The organism is Chryseobacterium sp. TB1-D10 (genome assembly GCF_059803555.1).
Genome location: NZ_JAPFHB010000011.1, coordinates 78,551 through 103,867, shown reverse-complemented (window position 1 = coordinate 103,867; position 25,317 = coordinate 78,551). Strand labels below are relative to the sequence as shown.

Below are 25,317 nucleotides of genomic sequence, written 5' to 3'. Positions count from 1 at the left end.
TTGATTTCTTTAATTTAATCTTAAAGTTATTTTTTAATAATTTTCTTCGAAATAATATCTGACCCAGAATGAACATTAAGAATATATTGTCCCACAGGCAATTTTCTGATATCGGCTTCAGTTGATTGAGTTTCCAAAACCATCTTTCCGGAAACATCGTATAATCTGATTTTCTGAATATTATCTACACCTTTAATTTTAATAAAATCTGAACTTGGATTTGGATAAACCTGAAGATTAGCTTTGTTAATATCTGTGACAGCCAAAGCTTCCGTTTCCAAAACCTGAATATTATCGATGATTAAAACCAAAAGGTCTGTACAATTATAATGTCTGAAAACGACTTTCACATCCTGACCTTTGAAGCTGGAAACATCGACAGTCACATGCTTGGCTTCTTCCATATAACCTGCATCCAAAGTTTCTTCAAAAACAGGAGTTTCAGTTCCTGTAAAAGCCGAATTTGCAGGAATCACATAAACGGCATAATGCTCCTGGAAGATCTCATCATCAAAAGCACCAACATCAAACTTCAAGCTTAGCTGCTTTGCGGAATTGTTTGGCAAAGTGATTAATGGACTCGTTAAAGTATTATCCGGCGTAAAAGCTTCAAAATACCAAGACCAGGAGGTGGCGTAATATCCGGTAAAAGCGTCTACAGAACTGTTATCAAACTCCCATTTTTCTCCGTCGCCATCTTTATCTGTATTTAGCCAGGAATTCCTGCCAGTTTCGGTTTCAAAATCTTCTTTGAAAAGCACCGTTTGAGCTGATGCTGCCAAACCCGATAACAATAGAGAAGCAAATAATAATTTTTTGATCATAATTATTTATTTTAAAATATTTGCTAAAAATAGTAAAAATTAAAAATCCCGATCGGCATTGGAAGATTTTATTTCTTGTTTTTTGCTTCGAAGAAATTTTTGAAAATTAATTCTTCTCTTTTTCCTTTTAGTTCGAATTTTTTAAAGAGCAGGCTGCGTGCAAGATTTCTTATAAAGTGATCCTTATCACAAAGTTTCCAGTAGGAGTCCTGATGAATGGCTTTGGGTTCCCGGATTTTATAAAAAGTAGTTCCCCAATTGTCCTCGTCGTGATAAAACTCTATGATGCCGCAATGTTCCGGAATTGTTTGGTGATCTATCATTCCCATTGGCAACAGAAAACTGAAAGAATTACAGATATAATCGCCACAACCAATTTTGTCGTGTTTCAGAAATTTTTCACCGGTTTTCAGATTGGTATATTTCTTTTTGAAGTCGTTTTTGAAATCTGATTTGGATAATTTAATTTCAATTTCGTGACTGAAACCATCATTATTGATTAACAAAATATCAGCTTCCCAATCCGAATGAAAAAAATTGGTCAGAACAATTTCTTTGTCAAAATCGCAATTGGTATTGATAAAACTATGAACAAGCTCCTCTATTTTCAACATCATCTTTTAGATCTAATATTTGCGGACTGTCACGTGATAGCAGCTTTGCTGTTTTTCTTTGATGTAGAAAATGCGGCCAAGATTTTTATAAGATTCGAGGACTTCCTCCAGTTCTTTTTCCAATTTTGCATTGACTTTCAAAGCGTTATCAAAACGAACATACGAAATATCAAAAGCTGCTCCATAATTGTGAGAACTGATTCCTAAAGCCGCATTAGAATTTACTTTTCTGAGTCTGCATTGGTCTTCCAAAGTTCTTGTAACAGAAGAAACTACGAAGAAACTTTTGGTTTCTGTTGCAAATTTGGCGGCCATATTTTCCAGAGTAGTTTTTGCTTTTTTCACCAAATACGGCCGGCTGTATTCCAAAGCCAGCAGACGGTAACCGCGGGATTTCTTTTTTACTTTTACAAATTTTCCTTTTGCAATATATTTGTCTACTGATTTTGAATTTTCCAAAATTTCGACCCCAAAGTTTTGAGATGCCAAAAGATGCGGCTTGTAAAGTGCAGTAGGTTCCACCTTCAGAACTTCTTTCAGGTCATAACATTTCTGAGATTTGAAAAATGAAAAACACAACAAAAAAATTAATGATAAAAACCTCATTAAAAAAATATTAAATTAGAATTTTGACTAAAATTTATGTTTGTGTTTTTTTATAAATCTAAGAAACCAAAAGGCTGCAACCACGAATATCAGAGTGATCAATTCTTCCTAAAACCTGGAATGTTCCGTTTTCTGCTCTCCCTAAATCTTGTGTGGCGATAAATGAGCAGGAATGCAAATTTGCAAGATCAATTATATTAATAGCACCAGTTCTTCCCTCTTCAACGTAGGAAAAAGGATCTTCTGTATTTCTGATGAGAATTTTCATCCAGTTTGGACTTTTATAAATATTTTCCCCTAAAGAATAAGCCTGTGAAAGCAGCTCCGTCATAGAATATTCTGAATATATTTTATCGGTTTTGAAGCCTTGTTTGAAAATCTTCAGCAATTCATCTTTTGTCATTTCTTCTTTTCTGCCTTTCATTCCGCCAGTTTCGATAACCGTTAAATTCTGAGATTGCAAAATTGAAAGATTCTCAGATTCCATTGTATCAATAAAATCTAATAAGGCAAAAGAAACGCCGAAAAGAATTACTTTTTTATCATTTAAAGTCTGAAGCAAATCAAACAATTCCTGATGATTGTAAAGGAAATAACCATTTTCAGGTTTGTCTGATTTTTTCATCAGAAAATCAACCATATAAATCAAAGATGAATGTGTATTTTCGGAATAATTTGGAAGCAATCCAAGGAAAATATAATCTTCCGGTTTTCCTATAAATTGTTCAAAACTTTTATAGATACTTTTTTCATAAAGCGAAAAATCTGCGATGTAATGCTTGGACCGATTCATTTGAGTTGTTCCCGAACTTTGAAAATAATGATCCGAAACAGAATTTTCATCTAAAACCAGATGATTCTTAAACATTTCGATCGGTAAAAACGGAATATCATCAACTTCTTTTATTAATGATAAATCAATATTCAAATAGTCAACAAATTTTCTGTAAACTTCTACATTTTCATATTGATAACGAAAAGTTTCCAAACAAGCTGCCTGGAAATCTGATTCTGTTTTTATATCGAAAATATTCTGCTTCATTGTTTTAAATTAAATTTTGAAATTTAATCTTCAAAAGTTTTTACTTCAAACGAGTTCCCATCGTAAACACCGTACGTAAAATAGACAATCCAATCGCCAAGATTGATATATTTTGCACCTTTTTCCAAGTCAAAAACAAGAGGAAGATGGCGGTGTCCGAAAACAAAATAATTGATGTCCTCTGTTTTAAGTTTTTCCTTGGAATATTGTATCAGAAATTCTTTGTCTTCACCTAAAAATTCTTTGTCCTCTTCTCCGGAAATCAATTTATTTTTCTGAGACATATAGTTGGCAATTCTCATTGCAATATCAGGATGAAGCCATCGGAATAACCACTGGGCAAGAGGATTTGTGAACACTTTCTTCATTCTTTTATAACCTTTGTCTCCTGGTCCAAGACCGTCTCCGTGGGCTAAAAGAAATTTTTTATTCTTAATTACGTAATATTTTTTTTCAAAATAAACTGGGATTCCTAATTCTTCTTCGAAATAGTTTTTCATCCATAAGTCGTGATTTCCTACGAAAAAATAAATATCAATTCCGGAATCTTTCAGTTCTGCAATTTTTCCCAAAACACGGATATATCCTTTTGGAACCACATATTTCCACTCGTGCCAGAAATCGAAAAGATCACCCATCAAGAAAAGAACCTGCGCATCTTTTTTGATAATATCCAGCCACCGGATAAATTTCTCTTCACGTATTCTGCTTTGTTTCAAATCCGGAACTCCGAAATGCTGATCGGAAGCGAAATATATTTTTTTATTTGAATCAAGATTAATATTCATAAATTGATAATTGAAACGATTATGAATTAATCAAAATTATTACGTTCGTCGTTTTGGTCTCTTTTGCTGTAGATCCACATCCCAACGCCTAAACCAATAAACGCCGCAGACGCAGTAAGCAAAGCTCTGGATAATTTGTCCGGTGCATCATTTCCAAGGTAGTTCATCAAGAATATAATCACAAACGTTATTATTCCGATAAGAATGTATCTCAAATTCATATGTTAGAGTTTGTATGAAATCATTACACCACCTTTATAAGGAAGCAATTCTCCACTTCTGTTTGTTTTCCTTCCCATAGAATCTCCGCCAAAATCATAACGGTCTCCGCTAAGTTTGTCATACCCTTTGTAGAAGCTTTGCATTGTTCCAACTCCAAGATACACATCCATATTTAATTTTTCACTCAATTTGAATTGATATCCTGTAATCCCTCCAATGATAAAAGAATAACCCTTCTGGTAGAGGTTTGAATTGATGTAAGGTGTGACTTCACCATTTTTATGAACATAATAGTTATCATTCCAATAACCCCACTTCTGAATATTAAAATGAGCCAGAGATAAATCTGCACCTAAATAAAATCCTTTGAAAGCTTCATTAAAATAATACCTCCCATTAAAACCCAGCATATAAACTTGTGCGTGCTTGCCTGCAAAAGATTTCCAAGGAGAAATAAAGATATCTGCCTGTGCTGTAAAATGTTCCGTAAAGCCGTGTTCTACGCCAACGTTTAACATTCCAACTGGAAGGAATAAAGCATTTGCTTTAATATAAGTTTCGTTTTTCTGTGAAAAGCTAAAAAGTGATAGACAAATTAATGTGCTTAATAATAATTTCTTCATCTTACTTTTTATTCAGGATTTCATTCATTTTTGTAGCATCTCTGTTTTCGTCTTTTGCAAAATTTGCAGCCATTCCTGCGAACATTTTAGCTTCGTCTTTCTTTCCTAATTTATTATATAAAGTTGCCAAAATACTTGTAGAATCATAATTTTCCTGTGACATTACCACTTTTTCCGCCCATCGTGCTGCACTTTGAAGAGATTTTGGATCTGTTACATTATCGGCAAACACACTGGCTGCAGCAAGTAATTCCGAACTATTAAAATCATCCGGATTTTTGTAATATTCCAAAGCGGTTTTCTCGTAAGCCGGGTAATTGTCGTGTGAAATATAATAATTGAGTTTGTAAATATTCAGGCTTTTTATAAGGTCTTCTTTTGGAAGTAAACCTTCTCCTTCTTTCAGAACTTTTGCATCGTCTATTGTTTTCGTTTTATCGTCTGTTGCAGAGTTTACCAGCTTCATCAATTTGAGATAATTATCAAACTGTGTGTAATTTTTCTCTGTTAATAATTCTACGATTGCAGTTTTATTCGATACGAAAACTTTGTAATTGGCATCATCTACAGACTGTGTGAAATTGAGAAGCGCATTCACTTCTTCTCCTGAAAATGTTTTATCTTTTTTGCTGGCAAAATACTTTTCTGATGCTTGTTTTGCTAAGATTGGATCTTTGCTTGCATAAAGATTAATGAAATTAAGTAGTGCCGGCTGATCTAATTTGCCTTTCAGGAATTCATCTTTCAGATTGGTATTGACCAATTTTGGATTGTTATTTTTCTTACCTAATGCTAAGAAATCTTCCGTTTTCAGATAGCCTAATTCTTTGCCAATCACTTCACCTTCTCCATTCAGGAAAAGCAAAGTCGGGTAACTTCTGATGCCGTATTTTGCGGCGAGCGTTGGACCTTCACCTTTTTCCATATCAAAGTGGGCATTGATGAAATTTTTGTTGTAATAATCTGCCACAGTTGCATCTGTGAAAACGTTGCGTTCCATCAGTTTACAAGGTCCGCACCAGGCAGCGTAAGCATCCAGAAAGATCAATTTTTTTTCGGTTTTGGCTTTGGCGAGAATGGTTGCGAAATCTGAATCTTCAAACTTGATGTTTTGCTGAGAAAAAACAAGCTGAATGGCGAATATTAAAAAGAAAAATGATATTTTTTGCATTCTGAGAATAAATCGAATTATCTTGCGAAGATAACCATTCTGTAATAATTGGCAGAGTTTGAAATCCTAAAGTTTTAATTTTTTAACTTTGCAAATCTCTGAGAAGACTTGAGATTAAGATTAAAGATTTTCTGATATTTGTTTTAATTGATAGTCCGAAGTTGGATAGTATATAGAACGCTTCAACTTTGCGAAGCGCAGCCCGACTTGAACGGAAATCCTTTTTTGCGTGCACTCGAGTTCTATTTAGAGACAAAACGTGAGCAAAAAAGATTGGGAGTGGAAGGCGGATAAAGCTGCCCAAATAATAAACGACGAAAGAACTAATAAAATATGAGGAAATTATCCTTGCTTTTTACGAAAGATGGCTTGCAATGGCAGATTTCTAAATCCAGAAAGGTTTTGGAAGAAAAGATTTTCCTGAAAGATGAGGAAACGCCTGACAATCTGGTGACGGAAAAATTGGATGAAGTTTTGGCTTCGGAAAAGTTTTCGGAAATCTCCGTGATCTCGGCTATCAACCATTTTTCTGTGGTGGAAGAAGGTTTTGACCAGCACGATTTGGGCTACGACCTGATTGCTTACAATGCGGACGTGAAAAAGGATTCTGAGGAACTGATGTTGTCTGTGAACAAGAAATTTGGCGTTCAGTTCTATTACAGTTTTCCCAAGGATTACTATCAGAAAATCAAGGCGTTGGAAGTTCCTGTTCATTTTAATTTTTCTGGTGAGAAATTTCTGAATTCTTTGAATGTGAAAAATCGAAAGGAAATTCACGTGAATCTGTATCATCAGCAAGCAGAGTTCTTTGCCATCGAGAATAAAAAAGTAGTGCTTTACAATAATCTGGATGCGACTTCGGAAGTGGATTTTCTTTATTTCATAATGTTTACCTTGAGTAAAATTGATTTTGGAATTACGGAAACTTACTTTTATATCTATGGAGAAACCACGGAAAACGAAACCTTTATCTCGGAAATGCAGAAATTTGTGCCGAATCTGAAAATCGTTTTTGACAATCTGCACAAGAAGAATTTTGTTTTGAGTTAAGACATTTTATCTTTTTAAATCTCTCGCAGATAGGCAAATTTTGCAGATTTAATGAAAAAATCTGCTGAATCAGCAAAATCAGCGGGAAAATAATTTCAACTCTAAGAAATTAGAGAATATCATTTATCAACTATCAATTATGTATCGAATCATATCCGGAAAATGGAAAGCGAAGAAAATTGCAGCTCCAAAAAACTTCGAAGTACGACCAACCACAGACTTTGCAAAGGAAGCGCTGTTCAGCATTTTGGAACATCGTTTTGATCTGGAATTCTGCTCGGTTTTGGATCTTTTTGCAGGAATTGGTTCCATCACTTTGGAATTTGCTTCCAGAGATTGCCAGGATATCACTTCTATTGAACTGAATCCTAAACACGCCGGTTTCATCAACACAACCGCTCAGGAGTTGGGAATGGGATTGCAAGTGAATACGCAACGTTTTGACGTTTTCGATTGGTTGAAAAGAAAGAAAAATCACGAGAAAAAATATGATATTATCTTTGCTGATGCGCCTTTCGAAACCGACGAAAAAAAATACAATGAATTGATTGACTTGATTTTGAGCAACGAATTATTGAAACCAAACGGACTTTTCGTTCTGGAACATCAAAGCAGACAAAAATATCCGCATCCGAACTTGAAAGACAGCAGAAAATATGGGAATATTAATTTCTCGTTCTTTGAAGCTCAACCAGTTTCTGAATAAAATTTGAAATGAATATGAGGAATTTCAATATCAAATTTTTGAGCTTAATTATTTTATTTTTCAGCTTAAAAGTCTCTGCACAGAATTCTTACATCAATCAATACAAACCAATTGCGACGGAACTTTCCAAGGAATTTGGGATTCCATCTGCTATTATTCTTTCCATTGCCTATGTGGAAACCGGTGGTGGAAACAGCAAACATGCACAGACGCTGAACAATCATTTTGGGATGGTCGGAAAAAATACCGTGAACAATTCCAAATTCAAAAGTTTTGAAAATTCCAAAGAATCTTTCCGCGCTTTCTGCGAAATGATTTCAAGAAAAAAATATTATCAAAAACTCAAGGGAAATTTGGATTATTCTGAATGGCTGAATGCGATTGCTTCTGCCGGATATGCTGCAAAACCAACGGAATGGAAAAAGAAAATTACTACTGTCATTAATAAACTTGGACTTTAATTCTATATAAATAAAAAATGCCTCGATTATTCGGGGCATTTTTCTTTAAACTAATTTTGCGAGATAAATCTCAACTGGTTTACCTAGTAAATCAGGCGCTTTTTCTACAAATTCTCTGATGTAAGATTGCTGGTTATGAGCATCCAAACCTTCCTGGCATTTCCAGATCTCGTGAAAGATGAAAACCGTTTCGTCCTCCAGACTTTGCTGTAATTCGTACTTTTCACAGGCTTCTTCTTTTATGGTATTCAGAACCATATTTTCAAGAATCGATTTTAATTCCTGAATTTTATCTTGTTTCGATTTTAAAATCGCTGTTAAATAGATTGACATGATTAATTTAAAATTTCAGATTCAACATTGACGAATACATCTTTGAGGTAAGATTTGTATTCTTTCTCGTAATTATCGATTCGTTGCTGAGTTGCTGCTTTTTCCATATCGTGGAAATGGAAACTTCCAAGATGCTTCATTCCTGTAAACGCATTCATCCTGTGAAAACCGAACAAAACGCCCTCATCCACAGAATGTTGATTGAAAAATTCACCTTCCAACGTGAAAGCCGTTTCCGGTGCATTCCAGCTTGTGGTGACGAAATAATGTTTGCCGTGCATCAATCCGCCAGTTCCGTAATTAATCGCATGATTCACTCGTGAACGGCCGTCACTTTTGTAAATGCCGTTGTTGTGACCTGCTGTGAAAACTTCATCAATATAAAACTTCAAACGGTTAGGCACCTGAAACCACCAAACCGGAAAATGATAAACCACAACATCTGCCCATTTAAAATTTTCTGCTTCCTGAGTTGCATCAAATTCGTCATTCACATTTGTAATTCTAATTTCAAAATTCGCATTTTCAAGAACATCCTTTGTCCAGTTGGTGATGGTTTTGTTAAAGCTTCCGCCAGAATGTGCGAAGGTTTGTCCGCCGTTGATTACAAATATATTTTTCATTAATTAATTTTTTAAATTATTGATACTGCAAATTTCCGACAGAAAAATCAATTATAAAAATAATATAAATTATATATTTGCATTATAAATATGATGATACAATGATAAATCTGGAATGGCTCAGGACTTTTAAAAGTGTTTATGAAACTCAATCTTTCACGAAAGCTGCAAGAGAATTGTACATTTCTCAGCCCGGCGTCAGCCTTCATATTGGCTCGCTGGAGGCTTACGTTGGTTATACATTATTTGAAAGAATTTCCAAAAAACTGATCCCAACAGAGAAAGCGAAAATCCTTTACAACTTTACGCTGGAACCGCTTCTGAAACTGGAAACTGCAGAACAGACGTTTCATAAAACCACGAAAAATGAACGTTCGACGGTAAGTATCGGGATGTGCTTTGAGACCTTTCAGTTTACTTTGGAAAAGCATATTCCTACTTTGGATTTCAACGTCATCATCAGATTTGGATTGTATGAGCAGATGTTTTCGGATTTGGATAATGGACTGCTGGATCTCATCATCACACCAAAAAAAACGAATATCAAGAATCTTGATTTTGAAGCTTTTTCTAAAGAGAAAATTGTTCTGATCAATGGAAGCGGGACTGATACTTCCGAATTAAAGACACTGATCAAAAATCAAAAAATAGAAGAAGCCGAAGCCTGGCTGAAACAGCAAATATGGTACAGCACAGCTGCAGATATGGAACATTTAAATCACTTTTGGAATCTGAATTTCAACCGACATCCGGATTTCAAACCAAATTACATTGTTCCGAATATTTGCTCAATCGTCCGCTGTTTGAGTGGAAATTCGGGTTTTTCTATTATTCCGGATTTCCTTTGTAAGAATGAACTGGAATCAGGCGGAATTGAAATCACTTGGGAAGGAAATCACAAAATCGAAAATATTCTCCATTTTGGAGAACGACTGAAAAATCCGGTTCAGAATGAGGTAAATCTGATCAAAGAAATATTCCGAAATGAAAGATTCTAAGATCTGGGATATTATTATTTATTTAAAATTACTAAAATAAATTAGAGTACCTTAAGTTCCAAATCTATTGTTTTACCGAAGAATTTCTTAGATATTTTTTCGAAATTTTTGGTAATATCTGACAAATAAAATTTGTAAGTTGACTTGTGCTCTTCATTCAAAAGATGATGTTTGTCCAAAATCATTTTCAATTGGTTTGCAACGATATTCGGAGAATCTATAACCCGAACTCTGTTTCCGTAATATTGTTTGATCTCGTCTATCAACAGCGGATAATGTGTACATCCAAGAATCAAAGTTTCAATATTCTTTAATTTGCTATTACTCAAATAATTATAAATAATAGAATGGGTAATCGGATGATTTTTAAAACCTTCTTCTATTGCCGGAACGAGAAGCGGCGTTGCTAATTCATCGACCTTGATGAATTTGTTATGCTTACGGATTGACTTTTTGTAAAGTCCTGAATTCACGGTTGCTTTGGTCGCAATGACGCCAACATTATTATGAATTTCGTAAGCCACTTTCTCGGAAACCGGATTTATGACATCTATCACAGGTACTTTTTCTGCTACCAAATCAAGAACTTCTTTGAGCGCATTTGCCGTTGCTGAATTACATGCAATTACAATGGCCTTGCAGTTTTTCTCCAATAAAAACTGAGTGATTTTTGTTGAATAACCGACAATTGCTTCGCGTGATTTTTCGCCGTAAGGAAGGTGTTTTGTGTCTCCGAAATAGATAAGATCTTCATTGGGCAACAGTCTTTTGATTTCTTTTGCCACCGTCAAACCACCAACACCGGAATCAAAAATCCCGATTGGCTGATTGGCTGAAAGATGAGAATAGTCGGCTTTTTTATTTTTCAATTTTTGGAAAAATTATGTAGCAAAAATAAGGATTTTATTAGAAGTTTTTGTCATTTTAAAAGAATCTCAAAGTTTAGATTCCTACGGAATGACAAAATAATGTTTTTACTTAAAAGTAAATTTTAAACCATAAACAAATCACCCGCAATTCCGTCTGCTAAAAACCAGTGTTTTTCCGGGATTTTGAGATAATTATTTTCAATTATTAATATTCCGGAATTGAGCTTAGTTTCGATTTCTTTATTAAGATAATTGATTATTTCTAAGGAGAAATTTCGATTAATTTTATTTAAATCTACGCCCCAGATTGTTCTGAGTCCGATCATTATCATTTCGTTGAAACGGTCTTTTTCCGAGAGAATTTCGGTTTCTTTTGGAATTATATTTTGAGTGATATTCTTGATGTAAAGCGCATTATTGGCTACATTCCAGCTTCTTTCAAGATGTCCATTGTAAGAATGTGCGGAAGGACCAATTCCCAAATATGGTTCAGATTTCCAGTATGCCGAATTGTGTTTTGAATGAAAACCTGGCTTTCCAAAATTTGATATTTCGTAATGATCAAATCCATTATCTTTCAGAAAATCAGACATGTAATAGAATTCCTGATTCTGTTCTGCTTCCTCGGGAGATTTAACTTTTCCGTTTTCAATCCATTTTTCCAGGACAGTTTTTGGTTCGATTGTCAAAGCATAGGAGGAAACGTGCGGAACCTGAAGTTCGATGGTTTTGTTAAGATTTTCTTTCCAGATTTCGAAGTTAGAAGTTGGCGAGCCATAAATCAAATCGATGCTGATGTTTTCCAATCCGAAATCCTGAGCGCGTTTGATAGAACTTTCTGCTTCGGAAGCATTATGCGCACGATTCATCAATTTTAAATCTTCATCAAAAAAACTTTGTGTTCCTATAGACAATCGGTTGATTTCTGTTTGCGATAGTTCTTTAAGAAAATTTTTATTGAGGTCGTCGGGATTAGATTCTATAGTGATTTCAATATTTTCATCAAAACTAAAATATTTTTGGAATTCGTCTATTAGAGATTTAATTTCGTCAACACTAAGAACCGAAGGTGTTCCTCCACCGAAATAAAGAGATTTTAAAGTCTTATTTTCGAGTTCGTTATGTCGTAATCCGATTTCTTTTTTGATCGCCAAAATCATCTCATCTTTCAAGCTAAAAGAAGTTGAAAAATGAAAATTGCAATAACTGCATTTTTGCTTGCAGAAAGGAATGTGAAGGTATATCATTAAAAAAGCCCTGAAAAATTCAGAGCTCAAATTTATTCAAATTATATTATTTATCTGTATCGGAAGCCTCTTGTGTTGATAAAATTCTCGATATTGAAACCAATTGTCAACATAAAACTGTTCCCAAAATTATCCGTCAGTTCTGAAACTCCGAAGTTATAGACACCCCCAAATGTGAAGTTACCAACTCTACCTTTGATAATTGGTGACATCCCAAGATTCTCACTTCCAACTGCTGTTTTTGCACTTCGGAAACTGATCCCTGCAGAGATGTTACTCCTCTCTCCAAAAGCAGTTGCCATCAAATTATAATCCATGATTCTTGAAGAATTGGTATTTAAATTCATCATCAAAGATGGTGTCAGGAAAATGCCTTCTGTGAAATGCCAGTCGTAGCCTGCATTCAGGTAAAATTTGGTAGGTGATGGCTCTATTCCATTGACAATCGGGATATCATTACTGATAGGAATATCAATCACGGAAACACCTGCAAAGAATTTCCGATACTTTACGGCAGCACCAAGGTTGGCATATGCAATGAAGATATCATTTGTATTTTCTCCTAAAACAGGATCTCCAGCCTGCTCTGGATTGATTTTGGTGTAATCGATATTCATATTATAAAGATTGGTACCAACACCAAATGAAAACTGATCCTGGCGGTCTTCTTCGTCTGAAAGAGGTACAAAATAAGATGCACCAAGCATCAATCCATTGGAAGATATAGGTCCATTCTGATCTCTAAAAAACGAAACTCCAGCACCTACTCTATCAAATACATTTGCATGCAAACCGATAGACTGGACATTTGGAGATTCATCTAACTGAGAAAATTGTTTCTGATAATTCAGATTCAGTACCACATCATCTGTTTTACCTAATAATGCAGGATTGAACAAAAAATCGCCATCAACAAGATATTGCTGATAAAAAGGCAAAGTTTCCTGAGCTTTGACATTAATAAAAGAAACTGTTATAAACAGTAATAATATTTTATAAAATTGGTAAGTTTTCTTCACAATGCAAATATATAAAACTCTAATTATTATCGAGATATTTTCTCCAACGCTCGGATGCTTCCTGCATATCTTTTGGCATTGGACTTTCAAAATACATCTCTTTTTTGGTTGTTGGGTGGATGAATCCTAAAGTATGCGCGTGCAAAGCGTGTCTCGGTAATACCTCGAAAACATTCTGAACAAATTGTTTGTACTTCGGTAAATTTACACCTCTCATTATAATATTTCCTTCATATCTCGCATCATTAAACAAAGTATGCCCAATATGTTTGAGATGCGCGCGGATCTGATGCGTTCTTCCGGTTTCCAGCTTACATTCTATCCAGGTCATGTAACGGAAACGCTCCAAAACTTTGTAATGTGTTACAGCGTGCTTCCCGTGGCTTCCGTCTTCATAGGTGTACATCTGCATTCTGTTTTTCGGATGTCTGCCGATGTGTCCGGTTACAGTTCCAGTATCATCTTTTACATTTCCCCAGACAAATGCCCAATATAGGCGTTTTGTGGTTCTGTCAAAAAACTGTTTTGCCAAGAAACTAAGTGCATATTCAGTTTTTGCTATCACCAATAATCCGGATGTGTCTTTATCTATCCTGTGAACCAATCCCACTCTGTCCAGATCTGAATTATAATTGGGATCTTTTGAAAAATGAAAAGCCAGTGCATTTACCAATGTTTTATCCCAATTTCCAAATCCCGGATGAACCACCATTCCCGGATCTTTATCAACGATAATCAGATCACTATCCTCATAAACGATATTAATTGGAATATCTTGTGGAATGATAACATTTTCTCTTGGCGGATGTGCGAGAAGTATACTAACCTCGTCACCAGGCTTCACTCTGTAATTTTGCTTTACAGGATTTCCGTTAACTATAACGTTACCGGCTTTACAGGTTTGTGCAATTTTATTTCGGGAAGAATTCTGGCGAAATATCAGTAAAAATTTATCGATCCTAAGTGGCTCCTGTTTTTTATCTACGGTGATATTAAGATGCTCAAAAAGTCCGCTGTTTTCGTCATCAGCAGAAATATCTTGATTAATTAATTCATCTTCTAAAAAATCTTCGGTCTCGTCCAGCATATTTTAATTTTAAAAGGCTTCAACATTTGTCGAAGCCTTTTGTTTTATTCAATCACCACTTTTTTAGGCTTTGGCTTATCTACGGGTTTTGTAGATTGTGGTGTGTTTGTATTTTGTTTCACAGCTGTCGAAGTATTCGCAGGCTGTGTTGTTGTAGTTTTTGGTTTAGTAGCAGAAGTAGTTTGTGTAGCTCCTGCCGATGTGGTTGAAGGGTTGGTAGAAACTGGGGGTTTTGTAACCGCAGGTCTCTGCTCAGTAGTTGGCGGTGGAACTTCATTATATTGTATAGGCGCTAAGGTCGTATCGATTTTTGGTCGGTACATATCATCCAGCTGTTGTATTTTGCTTTGTAATTCTGCCGGTGTTTTTTTACTCGCCCAAAGATCAATCTGCATTCCCTGATCTCGCAGAGAGCCAAATTCGGGATCTTGATAATAAACGATATCGGATTCATCTTTTCCGCCGTCTTCGTGATCTACGATTCCGACTTCAAACAAAGCCTGAGCAATGATTTTTTTAGCTTCCTGAACAGTTCTTCCCACAACATTCGGAATAGAAACATTTCTCAAAGGTCCAGATCCTATTACTAAATCAACACTGGAAAACTTTGGCAGCAAAGTTCCCGGCTTGATACTTGTTCCATTGTAAATGATCTTGAGAACTGCATCACGCTGAATACTCGGTTCATAAAGTGTATCTCCGACTTTCAAACCAACAAGAGTCAATTGATTAAAAGCCAAGCCTTTATACCTGTCAATAATATCCGGAACTGCCACTTTTGCCCAGGTTCTTGGATTTACTTTCAAGACAATAGCTCTTCCGCTTTTCACACTTGATCCCGGCGATGGGAACACAGCCAAAACCTGAAACGGGCGGAATTTCGGATCATATTTAAAACTATCCACCTCATATTCCAAACCGGAATCATCGAGAATCTTGATAGCATCGTGCACTTTCATATTCATCACATTTGGCACAGGAACTTCGTCTCCGTGATGGGTATGAAACTCCAGCCAACGGAATGTAAGCCAAACCAAACCGGCGAAAAACGCCATTGCTAAAACGATATTAAGTAATACTTTCCAGTGGAAAAGCGATTTGAACATAATTATTCTTTTTCAGAAACGTAACGCAAATATAGATAATTAAATTGTATTACTCTTTCCGATGATCTCGAAAAACCTATTAAAAAAGAAAATGGGCGGTTTGGTTTAAAAGTCTTATTTTTGCACTTTGAAATACCAATGGAGTCTATACAAGTTCACGACAAAAGTTTCGTACCATACCTGAAACACGATGAAATTCAGGCAATTATTAAAGATTTAGCAGAAAAAGTTTACGAAGATTACAAGGATGAAACCCCAATTTTTATTGGAGTTCTGAATGGTGTCATTATGTTTTTTTCAGATTTTTTAAAATATTATCCTGGTAAATGCGAGATAGCATTTTTACAGGTAAGCTCATACTCCGGAACGCAATCTACCGGAATTGTTTACAAAAAAATGGAGCTTACAAAGGATGTTGTAGATCGTCATATTATCCTGATGGAAGATATCGTTGACACAGGGAACACTTTGGAAAACCTTTTCGAATATTTCAAAAATACCCAACGTCCTAAATCTTTGAAAGTAGCTTCTCTACTTTTGAAGCCTGATGTTTTCAAAAAAGATTTCATCGTAGATTATGTTGCGAAAGAAATTCCGAACAAATTTGTACTAGGTTATGGATTGGATTATGATGAATTAGGAAGAAATTTACCAGACCTGTATCAATTAGAAGAAGGTAGAATCAATCACTAATTTCCCCAAAGTATAAAGAAATAAATCTAAATAAATTAAAGAAATATGATCAATATAGTTCTCTTTGGTCCTCCGGGAAGTGGAAAAGGAACCCAAGCTCAGCATCTGATTGAGAAGTATAATCTGAAGCAAATTTCTACAGGCGATCTTTTTCGTTTTAATATGAAAAATGATACGGAGCTGGGAAAATTAGCAAAATCATACATCGACAAAGGAGAATTGGTTCCAGACCAAGTAACCATTGATATGCTAATTGATGAACTGAGAAAACCAACAGAGACCAATGGATTTATTTTCGACGGATTCCCAAGAACGGCAACCCAGACGGAAGCTTTGGAAACCATCGTGAAAGAAGAATTAAATTCTGAAATCAGTGTTTGTTTATCATTAATTGTAGATGATGCGGTTTTGGTAGAAAGACTTCTGAAAAGAGGAGAAACCAGCGGTAGAACAGACGATTCTAATGAAGAAATCATCCGAAACAGAATCACAGAATATTATACAAAAACTGCAGAAGTTGCAGAATTATATAAAAATCAAGGCAAATATGCAGAAGTAATCGGTGTTGGCGACATCTCCGAAATCTCTGAAAAACTATTTGCAGAAGTAGAAAAAATTAAATAAAAGAAGGAAGCTGGAAGTCAGAAGTTGGAAGTTATTTTCAACATCCATCCTCCAACATCCTACATCCAACAATACATTATGTCAAATTTCGTAGATTACGTAAAAATCCATTGTAAAAGCGGTCACGGCGGTGCTGGATCGGCTCACCTTCGTAGAGAAAAATACATCCCGAAAGGTGGTCCGGATGGTGGCGACGGCGGACGTGGTGGTCACGTAATTATGAGAGGTAACGCTCACGAATGGACACTTTTGCCATTGAGATACACGCGTCACGTAAAAGCTGACCGCGGACAAAACGGAGCCAAAAACCAGCTGACCGGTGCTTACGGTGATGATGTTTACATCGATGTTCCTTTGGGAACAATTGCAAGAAATGAAGAAGGCGAAATCGTTGGCGAAATCCTGGAAGACGGACAAGAAATCATCCTGATGGAAGGCGGAAAAGGCGGAAAAGGAAATGAGCATTTCAAATCCTCTACCAACCAGACGCCAAGGTTTGCACAACCCGGAATGGACGGACAGGAAGGTTTCGTCACTTTTGAATTGAAGCTTCTTGCCGACGTTGGTTTAGTTGGATTTCCGAATGCTGGAAAATCCACACTTTTATCATCCGTTTCTGCAGCAAGACCCAAGATTGCAGATTACGCTTTCACCACTTTGAAACCAAATCTTGGAATCGTGGAATGGAGAAATTACAAGTCTTTCGTCATGGCAGACATCCCAGGAATTATCGAAGGTGCAGCGGAAGGTAAAGGTCTTGGACACAGATTCCTGAGACATATCGAAAGAAACTCAATCTTATTATTCTTAATTCCGGCAGATTCTGAGGATCATTTTCAGGAATTTAAAATTTTGGAAAACGAACTTAGAGAATACAATCCAGAACTTTTGGACAAAGATTTCCTTCTATCCGTTTCAAAAGCCGATCTTCTGGATGATGAATTGAAAAGGGAAATCGCAGCAGAATTTCCGGAGAACAGACAACCATTATTCTTCTCCGGCGTAACCGGCGAAGGTCTTCAGGAGTTGAAAGATGCGATCTGGAAGAAATTGCACGGATAATTTTCGGAACAATTATTGAAAGTCTACCAATAAAAAATTATGAAATATCTATTAAGCTTAATAGTCCTTTTAGGATTAATGTCCTGCAAAACATCTCAAACTTCAAACTATTCCAAAATCGAATATGAAGTGGGACCTTGTTTTGGATTCTGTCCAACTTACAAAATAACTATTGATTCTAAAAGAAATGCAATTCTGGAAGCAGAACATTTTAATTTCACAGAAGGCGGCTCCAAAGATGATATGAATAAACCAAGAGAAGGGACTTTCAAATCTGTTATTAGCGTTGAAGATTATCAAAAACTGCTAACTTTAACAGACGCTGCGGATGCAAAAACCCTGAAAGACAATTACATTGACAAACGAATTATGGATGCTTCAAAAACCAACCTGCGCATTTTTTTCTCAGATGGAACTAAAAAAGATATATCAATGTCAGCTGGCGAAAAACCAGAAAAGTTAACAACACTTTACACTTATATTGATGAGCTTAAGAAAAACCAAAAGTGGGAAAAAGTGAAATAAATAGTTAATATCTACTTTATTTAAAATAGGCTATCTTTGCACAATATTAATTCCTCCTAATATACGGGGGAATTTTTACTTTATTAAATTAAAAAAATATTCCATTTGAATTTTGACGAATTAGGCTTAATCAAGCCAATATTAGATGCTTTAAAAGCACAAGGGTACGAACAGCCAACTCCAATACAAGAAAAAGCAATCCCATCTATCCTGCAAGGCAGAGATCTTTTGGGAAGTGCACAGACAGGAACAGGGAAAACAGCGGCATTTGCCATCCCAATTTTGCAAAATCTTTCTTCTGCCAAAGAACCTCACAGAAATCAGATCAAAGCTTTGATTTTGACCCCAACCCGTGAATTAGCAATACAAATCGAAGAGAATTTTCAGGATTACGGAAAACATTTAAAACTAAAATCACTAGTGGTTTTCGGAGGTGTAAAACAGCATCAGCAGGAAATGCAACTCAGAAGAGGTGTTGATATTCTGATTGCTACACCAGGAAGATTACTGGATTTTATTTCTCAAGGCATTGTAAAACTTCATCATTTAGAAATTTTCGTTCTGGATGAGGCAGACAGAATGCTGGATATGGGATTCGTACACGATGTGAAGAAAATCCTGAAACTAATTCCTGCAAAAAGACAAAACCTTTTCTTCTCTGCAACTATGCCGAAAGAAATTGCAAAATTAGCGGCTGAAATTCTTATCAATCCGGTAAGAGTAGAAGTTGCTCCCGTTTCTTCTACAGCGGATACAATTCAGCAAAGTATTTATTTTGTTGATAATAATAACAAGACCGATCTTTTAGTTCACCTCTTACAGGATCCTAAATTCGATCAGGTTTTGGTATTCTCAAGAACAAAACACGGCGCAGATAAAATCGTGAAAAAACTTCACCAATACAATATCTCTGCAGAAGCCATCCACGGAAACAAATCTCAGAACGCAAGACAAAACGCACTTTCCAACTTCAAATCAAAAAGAACAAGAATTCTGGTTGCGACAGACATTGCTGCGAGAGGAATTGACATTGATGAATTGAAATACGTTGTGAATTACGAACTGTCCGACGTTTCTGAAACTTATGTTCACAGAATTGGAAGAACTGGAAGAGCTGGATCGGAAGGAACTTCTTTCTCATTCGTAGATGCATTGGATCTTGCTAATCTTCGAAATACTGAGAAACTGATTGGGAAGAAAATCCCGGTTGTAATCGATCATCCTTTTCACACAGATAATTTGGTTGAGCAGAAAAGAGACAGCAACAACAAGCCTTTCAACCCAAGACCGAGACCAACAGGTCAACGTACCGAAAAGCCCAAGAATAAAAGCAATTTCTACAGGAAAAAATAATTTTATACCGAAAAGAAATGATTCATAAAAAAATGCTGTGAAAATTCACAGCATTTTTATTTATTTGAAAAAATAAGTTAGTCCTAAACTTATAACCTGTTCTGATTTCTTTTTAGAAGTACCTGCATAACCAATCTCAGACGGACTGTTTTTCAAATCCGGATATGTGTTGGACAATCCAATGTCATATTTCAAAGCAAGTTCCAATTGTCTTTTATAACTAAATCCTACCCCTGCTCCTATTCCGAGATTAAATGAATTGGCTTTTCCATAACTGTCACTTTCGTATTCAGGCTTGTTTGAATTTTTAACTTTTTGATCTATCATAAAATTAAATCTCGGACCAATCAATCCGTAAAACTCAGATTCAGCTTCGGAAAAATAGGCTTTAAAATTGAAAGGAACACTTAGATAATTATTTGCAAAAACTGCATCATATCCGGGTCTGCCTTTTGCATCTTTTGCTTTTCCCGATTCTCCAGCTCCAAAATACAAAACTTCCATCTGAAGATAATATTGCTCTGCTATACCAATGGGTGCCTGGGCAGTAATACCTCCTAAAACAGAAATCCTGGCTCCTGACGGATTGTGTGCATTTCTAACTCTGGAATAGGTTCCTCCTGCTACAACACCAAACTCAGTTGACCTAAGATCTATCTGCGCCTGGGAGAATAATGACATTAATAATAAAGACCCAAAAAGGATTTTTTTCATATCTAGTGTTTTTAAATTTTTTTTACTGTTCCAAATTTAAATAAAAAAATTGAGAAGCTCAGATAGAGCTTCTCAAATATATTTAACAAGGGATTTTTAATAAACTGATTAAGCTAGAACCTTTGCAACAGTTACTCCAATCTCTGCTGGAGAATCTACAACGTGAATTCCGTTTTCTTTCATAATAGCCATTTTCGCTTGTGCAGTGTCATCATCTCCTCCTACGATAGCACCTGCGTGACCCATCGTTCTACCTTTTGGAGCAGTTTGTCCAGCTATGAAACCTACAACCGGTTTTGTAGAACCACTCGCTTTATACCATCTTGCAGCTTCTGCTTCCAAAGACCCACCAATTTCTCCGATCATTACAACCGCTTCAGTTTCCGGATCGTTAATGAACAACTCCAAAGCTTCCTTCGTCGTAGTTCCAATGATTGGATCTCCACCAATTCCAATAGCTGTAGAAACTCCGAAACCAGCTTTCACAACTTGATCTGCTGCCTCGTAAGTTAAAGTTCCTGATTTTGAAACAATTCCAACTTTTCCTTTTTTGAAAACAAAACCAGGCATAATTCCGATTTTTGCTTCGTCTGAAGTGATGATACCAGGACAGTTTGGACCGATTAGACGACAATCTCTATCTTGGATATAATCTTTAACTTTTACCATATCAGCAACAGGAATTCCTTCTGTGATACATACAATAACTTTGATACCTGCCTCAGCAGCTTCCATTACAGCATCTGCAGCAAATGCAGGCGGAACGAAAATAATACTCACATTAGCTCCTGCTTTCTCTACAGCTTCTGCCACAGAATTGAAAACTGGCTTACCAAGGTGCTCAGAACCTCCTTTTCCCGGAGTTACACCGCCAACAACGTTGGTTCCGTAATCGATCATTTGACCTGCGTGGAAAGTACCTTCGTTACCTGTAAATCCTTGTACGATAACTTTAGAATCTTTGTTTACTAATACTGACATTTTTTATTGTAATTTATTGATTTTATAAAACTTTGTTCCTCGCAAAAATAACGATAATAATCCAAAAATTTCTTGTAATCTATAAGTTTTTGAATTAATAAAATATGATTTACTTCAGATTTTTGATTCTGACTTCCTTTCTAAGGTAATCTCGGAATTCTTCTGCGATTGGTCCAAAGTAAGTCCCTTTTTTCAAATCTCTGTTCACGCCACTTTTTGCAAGAAGCACTGTTCCCTTTTCGATACGTACTCCGGAAGCCATTCCTACCTGTCCCCAAATCGTCACTTCATCTTCGATGATGCAGCAGCCGGCAATTCCGGTCTGAGAGGCTATTAAAACTTTTTTACCAATAATTGTATCGTGGCCAATTTGAATTTGATTATCCAAAACACTGCCCTCACCTATAATCGTAGAATCTGTAACGCCACGATCAATCGTACAGCTGTTTCCAATTTCGACATTATTTTCAATGACCACATTTCCGACAGAAATTAATCGGTCAAAATTCCCATTCAGTTTTCTGTAATAGAAGGCATCGCCGCCCAAAACTGTATTAGCCTGAATGATGACGTTGTCGCCTATAATTGTTCTGTCGCCGATGACAACATTGGGAAATATGTGACAGTTTTTTCCAATTTTCACATCATTTCCTATTGTTACAGAAGGATGAATGAATGTGTCGTCTCCCACTTCCAGATCGTGGAGTTCTTCTCTGAAATTTGAAATTCTGGTAAAGTGTGTATTAATTTTATTGAAATCCCTGAAAGGATCATCGGAAATCAATAGTGCTTTTCCCGCCGGACATTCTACTTCTTTATCAATCAGAATAATCGTTGCGGCAGAATTAAGAGCTTTGTCATAATATTTTGGATGGTTTACAAAAACAATTTCTCCGGCTTTTACCATATGGATTTCATTGGTTCCCAGAACAGGAAAATTGTCTGCGCCGATATATTTTGCATTGATGATATCAGCAATCGTTTTGAGTTGTTGCGGCTGGTTAAATGTCATGGCTGGATGTTAGATTTTAGACATTAATTTTTAGATTTCAATTCATTTATTATTTCCCGAAGTAAAGTCGGGAACGAATATAAGGCGGATTAAGCTACTAAAAAAGAAAGCTGAAAACTTCACGCTTTCAGCTTTCTGATATAATTTATTTTACTCTCTCCAAGTAAGATCCGTCTTCTGTGTTGACTTTGATCTTGTCACCCGGCTCGATGAACAATGGAACGTTTATTCTCGCTCCGGTTTCTACGATTGCATTTTTTAAGGCGTTGGTTGCTGTATTTCCTTTAATTCCGGGATCAGCCTCGATTACTTCTAAGTAAACCGACTGTGGCAATTCTGCAGAAAGTGGTGTCTCGTCTGCTTCTTTCAAAATGATGGTTACCTCTTCACCAGGTTTCATAAACTGGGAATTTTCAATCATTTCTTTATCAAGATAAAGTTGAGAGAAATCGTCATTGTTCATAAAATGGAAACCATTCTCATCATCATAAAGATACTGGAATTTTCTTGTGATCACCTTCACTTCGTCGATTTTGTGACCAGCTGAGAAAGTGTTGTCCAATACTTTTCCATTGGTTACAGATTTCATTTTTGTTCTTACGAAAGCAGGACCTTTTCCTGGTTTTACGTGCATAAACTCTATCACTTTGAAAATATCATTACTGAATTCTATGCAAAGTCCTTTTCTAATATCGTTGCTTGTTGCCATTAGTTATATATAAACGTGTATTATTTTTATTCTTTATTGGATCCGTATCCCTTTACAATTCCCCTTGGAGAATTTTGTATGAATTGAATGATCTCATCTCTTTCCACTGTTGGGAGCATTTCTTTTTCAATGAATTCAATTGCTTGGGTTGTATTCATTTTCATTTGGAAAATCGCTCTATAGATCTTTTGGATTTCGAATATTTTATCATTGGTGAAGCCTCTTCTTCTCAATCCAACAGAATTAATTCCGGCGTAAGAAATTGGCTCTCTCGCTACTTTTACATAAGGTGGAATATCTTTTCTGATCAAAGAACCTCCGGAAATCATCACGTGCTTTCCGATCTTTCCAAATTGCTGAACGGCAGAAAGTCCGCCCATTACCACAAAATCCCCGATCTCAACGTGTCCGGCAATCCCGCAACCGTTTGCAATAATGACATTGTCACCTACGATGCAATCGTGTGCCACGTGGGAAGTTGCCATTATCAGACAATTATTTCCGATTTTGGTATATCCTAAAGCCTTTGTTCCTCTGTTGATTGTCACACACTCTCTCAGCGTTGTTCCATCACCGATAATCACCTGTGTTTCTTCTCCATCAAATTTAAGATCCTGAGGTACTGCACCAATCACCGTTCCCGGAAAAATTTTGCAATTTTTTCCAATTTTTACATTTTCCATGATGGTCACATTGGGGCCAATCCATGTATCAGAACCAACTGTTACGTTGGCGCCAATGGTTGTAAAAGGTTCTATGGTGACGTTTTTGCCAATTTTTGCGCGAGGATCTACTGCTGTAAGCTGATGAATCATAGATTAATTTTTAGTTTTTGCAACTTGGGCCATTAATTCAGCTTCTACAACAACGCTGTCTCCTACATAACCGTAACCCTGCATATGTACAATTCCTCTTCTGATTGGCTCTATCAATTCTATTTTGAATATCAGCTGATCGCCAGGAACTACTTTTTTCTTGAATTTTACATTATCCATCTTCACAAAATAAGTTGAATAATTCTCCGGATCCGGAACATTTGCCAAAACCAAAATCCCACCGACCTGTGCCATTGCTTCAATCTGTAAAACGCCTGGCATTACTGGTTCTTTCGGGAAGTGACCTACGAAAAATGGCTCGTTCATAGAAACGTTTTTCAGTCCAACAACGTGGGTTTCTGACAATTGTAAAATTTTATCAACCAAAAGAAACGGCGGTCTGTGAGGCAATAATTTCATAATGCCATTGATGTCAAAAACAGGTTCTGCTTTCAAATCAAAATCAGGAACATTTTTTCTTTTTTGCAATTTGTATTGTCTGTTAAGTTTTTTTGCGAACTGCGTATTTACAAAGTGTCCGGGCTTGTTGGCAATCACTCTGCCTTTGATTCTAACGCCAACCAATGCCAAATCTCCAATCACATCCAAAAGCTTGTGACGAGCGGCCTCATTAGGAAAATTTAGGGTAAGATTATCAAGAATTCCGTTTGGACGGATAGAAACTTCGTCTTTACCGAAAGCTAATTTCAGTTTTTCTGTGGTTTCAGGCGTCAATTCTTTATCAACATACACGATAGCATTGCTGATATCGCCGCCTTTGATAAGATTGGCATCCAAAAGCTGCTCCAACTCGTGCAAGAAACTGAATGTTCTGGCTGGTGCAATTTCTTCTTTGAACTCAGATAGATTTTTCATACTGGCATTTTGAGTTCCAAGAACCTTGGTTCCAAAATCTACCATTGTTGTAATTTCGTAATCGTCAGCAGGAATTACGGTGATCTCAGAACCAGTGGAAGGATCCACGTAATTCATCACTTCTTTTACAACAAGATATTCTCTTGCCAATTCCTGTTCTGTAACGCCAGCCTTTTCGATAGCTTCCACAAAATATTTGGAAGATCCGTCCAGGATTGGCGGCTCTGCACTATTCATTTCAAGGAAGACGTTATCTACATCCATTCCTACCAATGCTGCCAAAAGATGCTCGCAAGTATGGATTTTGACACCTAACTTTTCCAGAGTAGTTCCTCTTTCTGTAGTGGTTACATAGTTGACATCAGCCTCGACCTGAGGGTGACCTTCAAGATCTGTTCTTACAAATACAAATCCGGTGTTTTCTTTTGCCGGCTTGATGGTAAGATTTACTTCTTTACCTGTGTGAAGACCAATACCCGAAAGTCTGATCTCTTCTCTGATTGTTTTTTGTTTATCACTCATTGTAATAGTTTTGAGGCGGGAAGAACTGCTTCTTGGCTCCTG

The 25,317-nt window shown here is 36.3% G+C and carries 30 protein-coding genes; 9 read left to right on the top strand and 21 right to left on the bottom strand.

What is annotated here, in order from left to right; translation table 11 throughout:
- Positions 1–26 precede the first annotated feature (26 nt).
- The 8 genes from OPU68_RS15560 to OPU68_RS15525 all read right to left on the bottom strand — a co-directional run bounded on the left by OPU68_RS15560 (position 27) and on the right by OPU68_RS15525 (position 5,890).
- Entirely contained in the window at positions 27–824 is a 798-nt protein-coding gene (locus tag OPU68_RS15560; protein ID WP_498474877.1) for a T9SS type A sorting domain-containing protein, read from the bottom strand.
- A gap of 68 nt (positions 825–892) precedes the next feature.
- On the bottom strand, positions 893–1,441 hold the full coding sequence (locus OPU68_RS15555; protein WP_498474876.1) for a hypothetical protein: 549 nt from the start codon (positions 1,439–1,441) through the stop codon (positions 893–895).
- A gap of 9 nt (positions 1,442–1,450) precedes the next feature.
- Positions 1,451–2,020 carry a DUF5715 family protein gene (locus tag OPU68_RS15550; protein ID WP_498474875.1) on the bottom strand — a complete coding sequence of 190 codons (570 nt, stop codon included), beginning with the start codon at positions 2,018–2,020 and terminating at the stop codon, positions 1,451–1,453.
- 82 nt (positions 2,021–2,102) lie between these two features.
- Positions 2,103–3,086, bottom strand: coding sequence for a LuxE/PaaK family acyltransferase (locus OPU68_RS15545; protein ID WP_498474874.1), 984 nt, complete (start codon positions 3,084–3,086; stop codon positions 2,103–2,105).
- A 23-nt stretch (positions 3,087–3,109) separates the two neighbouring features.
- Positions 3,110–3,874: a UDP-2,3-diacylglucosamine diphosphatase gene (locus tag OPU68_RS15540; RefSeq protein WP_498474873.1), complete on the bottom strand. Its 765-nt coding sequence runs from the start codon at positions 3,872–3,874 to the stop codon at positions 3,110–3,112.
- Between the two features lie 26 nt (positions 3,875–3,900).
- Positions 3,901–4,095 carry a hypothetical protein gene (locus tag OPU68_RS15535; RefSeq protein WP_498474872.1) on the bottom strand — a complete coding sequence of 65 codons (195 nt, stop codon included), beginning with the start codon at positions 4,093–4,095 and terminating at the stop codon, positions 3,901–3,903.
- Between the two features lie 3 nt (positions 4,096–4,098).
- Positions 4,099–4,719, bottom strand: coding sequence for a DUF3575 domain-containing protein (locus tag OPU68_RS15530; RefSeq protein WP_498474871.1), 621 nt, complete (start codon positions 4,717–4,719; stop codon positions 4,099–4,101).
- A gap of 1 nt (position 4,720) precedes the next feature.
- Positions 4,721–5,890, bottom strand: a complete 1,170-nt coding sequence (locus OPU68_RS15525; protein ID WP_498474870.1) for a thioredoxin family protein — start codon at positions 5,888–5,890, stop codon at positions 4,721–4,723.
- 333 nt (positions 5,891–6,223) lie between these two features.
- Between OPU68_RS15525 and OPU68_RS15520 the strand changes: the two genes are divergently transcribed.
- The 3 genes from OPU68_RS15520 (at position 6,224) to OPU68_RS15510 (ending at position 8,107) form a co-directional block, all read left to right on the top strand.
- Positions 6,224–6,940: a DUF3822 family protein gene (locus OPU68_RS15520; protein WP_498474869.1), complete on the top strand. Its 717-nt coding sequence runs from the start codon at positions 6,224–6,226 to the stop codon at positions 6,938–6,940.
- Positions 6,941–7,079: 139 nt separating this feature from the next.
- A complete protein-coding gene (locus OPU68_RS15515) occupies positions 7,080–7,646 on the top strand; it encodes an RsmD family RNA methyltransferase (protein ID WP_498474868.1) in 567 nt (188 codons plus the stop codon).
- A 38-nt stretch (positions 7,647–7,684) separates the two neighbouring features.
- Complete coding sequence (locus tag OPU68_RS15510) at positions 7,685–8,107, top strand: glucosaminidase domain-containing protein (RefSeq protein WP_498474867.1); 423 nt, start codon at positions 7,685–7,687, stop codon at positions 8,105–8,107.
- 45 nt (positions 8,108–8,152) lie between these two features.
- Here OPU68_RS15510 and OPU68_RS15505 read toward each other — a convergent pair whose 3' ends face one another.
- Positions 8,153–8,440: a putative quinol monooxygenase gene (locus OPU68_RS15505; protein ID WP_498474866.1), complete on the bottom strand. Its 288-nt coding sequence runs from the start codon at positions 8,438–8,440 to the stop codon at positions 8,153–8,155.
- A gap of 2 nt (positions 8,441–8,442) precedes the next feature.
- On the bottom strand, positions 8,443–9,063 hold the full coding sequence (locus OPU68_RS15500; RefSeq protein ID WP_498474865.1) for an NAD(P)H-dependent oxidoreductase: 621 nt from the start codon (positions 9,061–9,063) through the stop codon (positions 8,443–8,445).
- Positions 9,064–9,164: 101 nt separating this feature from the next.
- Between OPU68_RS15500 and OPU68_RS15495 the strand changes: the two genes are divergently transcribed.
- Positions 9,165–10,061, top strand: a complete 897-nt coding sequence (locus OPU68_RS15495; RefSeq protein WP_498474864.1) for a LysR family transcriptional regulator — start codon at positions 9,165–9,167, stop codon at positions 10,059–10,061.
- A 41-nt stretch (positions 10,062–10,102) separates the two neighbouring features.
- On the opposite strand, the gene murI is transcribed toward OPU68_RS15495, so the two are convergent.
- From murI to OPU68_RS15470, 5 genes are all read right to left on the bottom strand, one after another.
- Positions 10,103–10,930, bottom strand: coding sequence for a glutamate racemase (gene murI / locus OPU68_RS15490; protein WP_498474863.1), 828 nt, complete (start codon positions 10,928–10,930; stop codon positions 10,103–10,105).
- 122 nt (positions 10,931–11,052) lie between these two features.
- A complete protein-coding gene (hemW, locus tag OPU68_RS15485) occupies positions 11,053–12,177 on the bottom strand; it encodes a radical SAM family heme chaperone HemW (protein ID WP_498474862.1) in 1,125 nt (374 codons plus the stop codon).
- Between the two features lie 50 nt (positions 12,178–12,227).
- The gene (locus OPU68_RS15480; protein ID WP_498474861.1) at positions 12,228–13,196 is read right to left on the bottom strand and encodes a PorP/SprF family type IX secretion system membrane protein; all 969 of its coding nucleotides are present in this window, start codon (positions 13,194–13,196) and stop codon (positions 12,228–12,230) included.
- Between the two features lie 19 nt (positions 13,197–13,215).
- Positions 13,216–14,283 carry an RluA family pseudouridine synthase gene (locus OPU68_RS15475; RefSeq protein WP_498474860.1) on the bottom strand — a complete coding sequence of 356 codons (1,068 nt, stop codon included), beginning with the start codon at positions 14,281–14,283 and terminating at the stop codon, positions 13,216–13,218.
- Between the two features lie 44 nt (positions 14,284–14,327).
- Positions 14,328–15,389, bottom strand: coding sequence for a PASTA domain-containing protein (locus OPU68_RS15470; protein WP_498474859.1), 1,062 nt, complete (start codon positions 15,387–15,389; stop codon positions 14,328–14,330).
- Between the two features lie 138 nt (positions 15,390–15,527).
- Here OPU68_RS15470 and hpt point away from each other — a divergent pair, with 138 nt between their 5' ends.
- The 5 genes from hpt (at position 15,528) to OPU68_RS15445 (ending at position 19,646) form a co-directional block, all read left to right on the top strand.
- Complete coding sequence (gene hpt / locus OPU68_RS15465; protein ID WP_232705463.1) at positions 15,528–16,082, top strand: hypoxanthine phosphoribosyltransferase; 555 nt, start codon at positions 15,528–15,530, stop codon at positions 16,080–16,082.
- Between the two features lie 45 nt (positions 16,083–16,127).
- A complete protein-coding gene (locus OPU68_RS15460) occupies positions 16,128–16,706 on the top strand; it encodes an adenylate kinase (RefSeq protein WP_498474858.1) in 579 nt (192 codons plus the stop codon).
- A 78-nt stretch (positions 16,707–16,784) separates the two neighbouring features.
- On the top strand, positions 16,785–17,768 hold the full coding sequence (gene obgE, locus OPU68_RS15455; RefSeq protein ID WP_498474857.1) for a GTPase ObgE: 984 nt from the start codon (positions 16,785–16,787) through the stop codon (positions 17,766–17,768).
- 39 nt (positions 17,769–17,807) lie between these two features.
- The gene (locus OPU68_RS15450; RefSeq protein ID WP_498474856.1) at positions 17,808–18,293 is read left to right on the top strand and encodes a DUF6438 domain-containing protein; all 486 of its coding nucleotides are present in this window, start codon (positions 17,808–17,810) and stop codon (positions 18,291–18,293) included.
- Between the two features lie 105 nt (positions 18,294–18,398).
- Positions 18,399–19,646 carry a DEAD/DEAH box helicase gene (locus tag OPU68_RS15445; RefSeq protein WP_498474855.1) on the top strand — a complete coding sequence of 416 codons (1,248 nt, stop codon included), beginning with the start codon at positions 18,399–18,401 and terminating at the stop codon, positions 19,644–19,646.
- Between the two features lie 60 nt (positions 19,647–19,706).
- Here the strand turns inward: OPU68_RS15445 and OPU68_RS15440 are convergent, their stop codons facing one another.
- From OPU68_RS15440 to OPU68_RS15415, 6 genes are all read right to left on the bottom strand, one after another.
- Positions 19,707–20,360 (bottom strand): porin family protein, encoded by a 654-nt coding sequence (locus OPU68_RS15440; protein WP_498474854.1) that lies wholly within the window; start codon positions 20,358–20,360, stop codon positions 19,707–19,709.
- A 108-nt stretch (positions 20,361–20,468) separates the two neighbouring features.
- The gene (sucD, locus tag OPU68_RS15435; protein ID WP_498474853.1) at positions 20,469–21,341 is read right to left on the bottom strand and encodes a succinate--CoA ligase subunit alpha; all 873 of its coding nucleotides are present in this window, start codon (positions 21,339–21,341) and stop codon (positions 20,469–20,471) included.
- 109 nt (positions 21,342–21,450) lie between these two features.
- Complete coding sequence (locus OPU68_RS15430; RefSeq protein WP_498474852.1) at positions 21,451–22,353, bottom strand: LpxD N-terminal domain-containing protein; 903 nt, start codon at positions 22,351–22,353, stop codon at positions 21,451–21,453.
- A gap of 145 nt (positions 22,354–22,498) precedes the next feature.
- Positions 22,499–23,062, bottom strand: coding sequence for an elongation factor P (gene efp / locus OPU68_RS15425; RefSeq protein WP_498474851.1), 564 nt, complete (start codon positions 23,060–23,062; stop codon positions 22,499–22,501).
- Between the two features lie 26 nt (positions 23,063–23,088).
- Positions 23,089–23,877 carry an acyl-ACP--UDP-N-acetylglucosamine O-acyltransferase gene (gene lpxA / locus OPU68_RS15420; RefSeq protein WP_498474850.1) on the bottom strand — a complete coding sequence of 263 codons (789 nt, stop codon included), beginning with the start codon at positions 23,875–23,877 and terminating at the stop codon, positions 23,089–23,091.
- Positions 23,878–23,880: 3 nt separating this feature from the next.
- Complete coding sequence (locus OPU68_RS15415; RefSeq protein ID WP_498474849.1) at positions 23,881–25,275, bottom strand: bifunctional UDP-3-O-[3-hydroxymyristoyl] N-acetylglucosamine deacetylase/3-hydroxyacyl-ACP dehydratase; 1,395 nt, start codon at positions 25,273–25,275, stop codon at positions 23,881–23,883.
- Positions 25,276–25,317 lie beyond the last annotated feature (42 nt).

Excerpts from the sequence above, each read along its gene's own strand:
- OPU68_RS15560 (WP_498474877.1), bottom strand. The coding sequence starts at position 824 with ATGATCAAAAAATTATTATTTGCTTCTCTATTGTTATCGGGTTTGGCA.
- OPU68_RS15555 (WP_498474876.1), bottom strand. The coding sequence starts at position 1,441 with ATGATGTTGAAAATAGAGGAGCTTGTTCATAGTTTTATCAATACCAAT.
- OPU68_RS15545 (WP_498474874.1), bottom strand. The coding sequence starts at position 3,086 with ATGAAGCAGAATATTTTCGATATAAAAACAGAATCAGATTTCCAGGCA.
- OPU68_RS15540 (WP_498474873.1), bottom strand. The coding sequence starts at position 3,874 with ATGAATATTAATCTTGATTCAAATAAAAAAATATATTTCGCTTCCGAT.
- OPU68_RS15535 (WP_498474872.1), bottom strand. The coding sequence starts at position 4,095 with ATGAATTTGAGATACATTCTTATCGGAATAATAACGTTTGTGATTATA.
- OPU68_RS15530 (WP_498474871.1), bottom strand. The coding sequence starts at position 4,719 with ATGAAGAAATTATTATTAAGCACATTAATTTGTCTATCACTTTTTAGC.
- OPU68_RS15525 (WP_498474870.1), bottom strand. The coding sequence starts at position 5,890 with ATGCAAAAAATATCATTTTTCTTTTTAATATTCGCCATTCAGCTTGTT.
- OPU68_RS15520 (WP_498474869.1), top strand. The coding sequence starts at position 6,224 with ATGAGGAAATTATCCTTGCTTTTTACGAAAGATGGCTTGCAATGGCAG.
- OPU68_RS15515 (WP_498474868.1), top strand. The coding sequence starts at position 7,080 with ATGTATCGAATCATATCCGGAAAATGGAAAGCGAAGAAAATTGCAGCT.
- OPU68_RS15505 (WP_498474866.1), bottom strand. The coding sequence starts at position 8,440 with ATGTCAATCTATTTAACAGCGATTTTAAAATCGAAACAAGATAAAATT.
- OPU68_RS15500 (WP_498474865.1), bottom strand. The coding sequence starts at position 9,063 with ATGAAAAATATATTTGTAATCAACGGCGGACAAACCTTCGCACATTCT.
- OPU68_RS15495 (WP_498474864.1), top strand. The coding sequence starts at position 9,165 with ATGATAAATCTGGAATGGCTCAGGACTTTTAAAAGTGTTTATGAAACT.
- hemW (WP_498474862.1), bottom strand. The coding sequence starts at position 12,177 with ATGATATACCTTCACATTCCTTTCTGCAAGCAAAAATGCAGTTATTGC.
- OPU68_RS15475 (WP_498474860.1), bottom strand. The coding sequence starts at position 14,283 with ATGCTGGACGAGACCGAAGATTTTTTAGAAGATGAATTAATTAATCAA.
- OPU68_RS15470 (WP_498474859.1), bottom strand. The coding sequence starts at position 15,389 with ATGTTCAAATCGCTTTTCCACTGGAAAGTATTACTTAATATCGTTTTA.
- hpt (WP_232705463.1), top strand. The coding sequence starts at position 15,528 with ATGGAGTCTATACAAGTTCACGACAAAAGTTTCGTACCATACCTGAAA.
- OPU68_RS15460 (WP_498474858.1), top strand. The coding sequence starts at position 16,128 with ATGATCAATATAGTTCTCTTTGGTCCTCCGGGAAGTGGAAAAGGAACC.
- obgE (WP_498474857.1), top strand. The coding sequence starts at position 16,785 with ATGTCAAATTTCGTAGATTACGTAAAAATCCATTGTAAAAGCGGTCAC.
- OPU68_RS15450 (WP_498474856.1), top strand. The coding sequence starts at position 17,808 with ATGAAATATCTATTAAGCTTAATAGTCCTTTTAGGATTAATGTCCTGC.
- OPU68_RS15440 (WP_498474854.1), bottom strand. The coding sequence starts at position 20,360 with ATGAAAAAAATCCTTTTTGGGTCTTTATTATTAATGTCATTATTCTCC.
- sucD (WP_498474853.1), bottom strand. The coding sequence starts at position 21,341 with ATGTCAGTATTAGTAAACAAAGATTCTAAAGTTATCGTACAAGGATTT.
- OPU68_RS15430 (WP_498474852.1), bottom strand. The coding sequence starts at position 22,353 with ATGACATTTAACCAGCCGCAACAACTCAAAACGATTGCTGATATCATC.
- efp (WP_498474851.1), bottom strand. The coding sequence starts at position 23,062 with ATGGCAACAAGCAACGATATTAGAAAAGGACTTTGCATAGAATTCAGT.
- lpxA (WP_498474850.1), bottom strand. The coding sequence starts at position 23,877 with ATGATTCATCAGCTTACAGCAGTAGATCCTCGCGCAAAAATTGGCAAA.
- OPU68_RS15415 (WP_498474849.1), bottom strand. The coding sequence starts at position 25,275 with ATGAGTGATAAACAAAAAACAATCAGAGAAGAGATCAGACTTTCGGGT.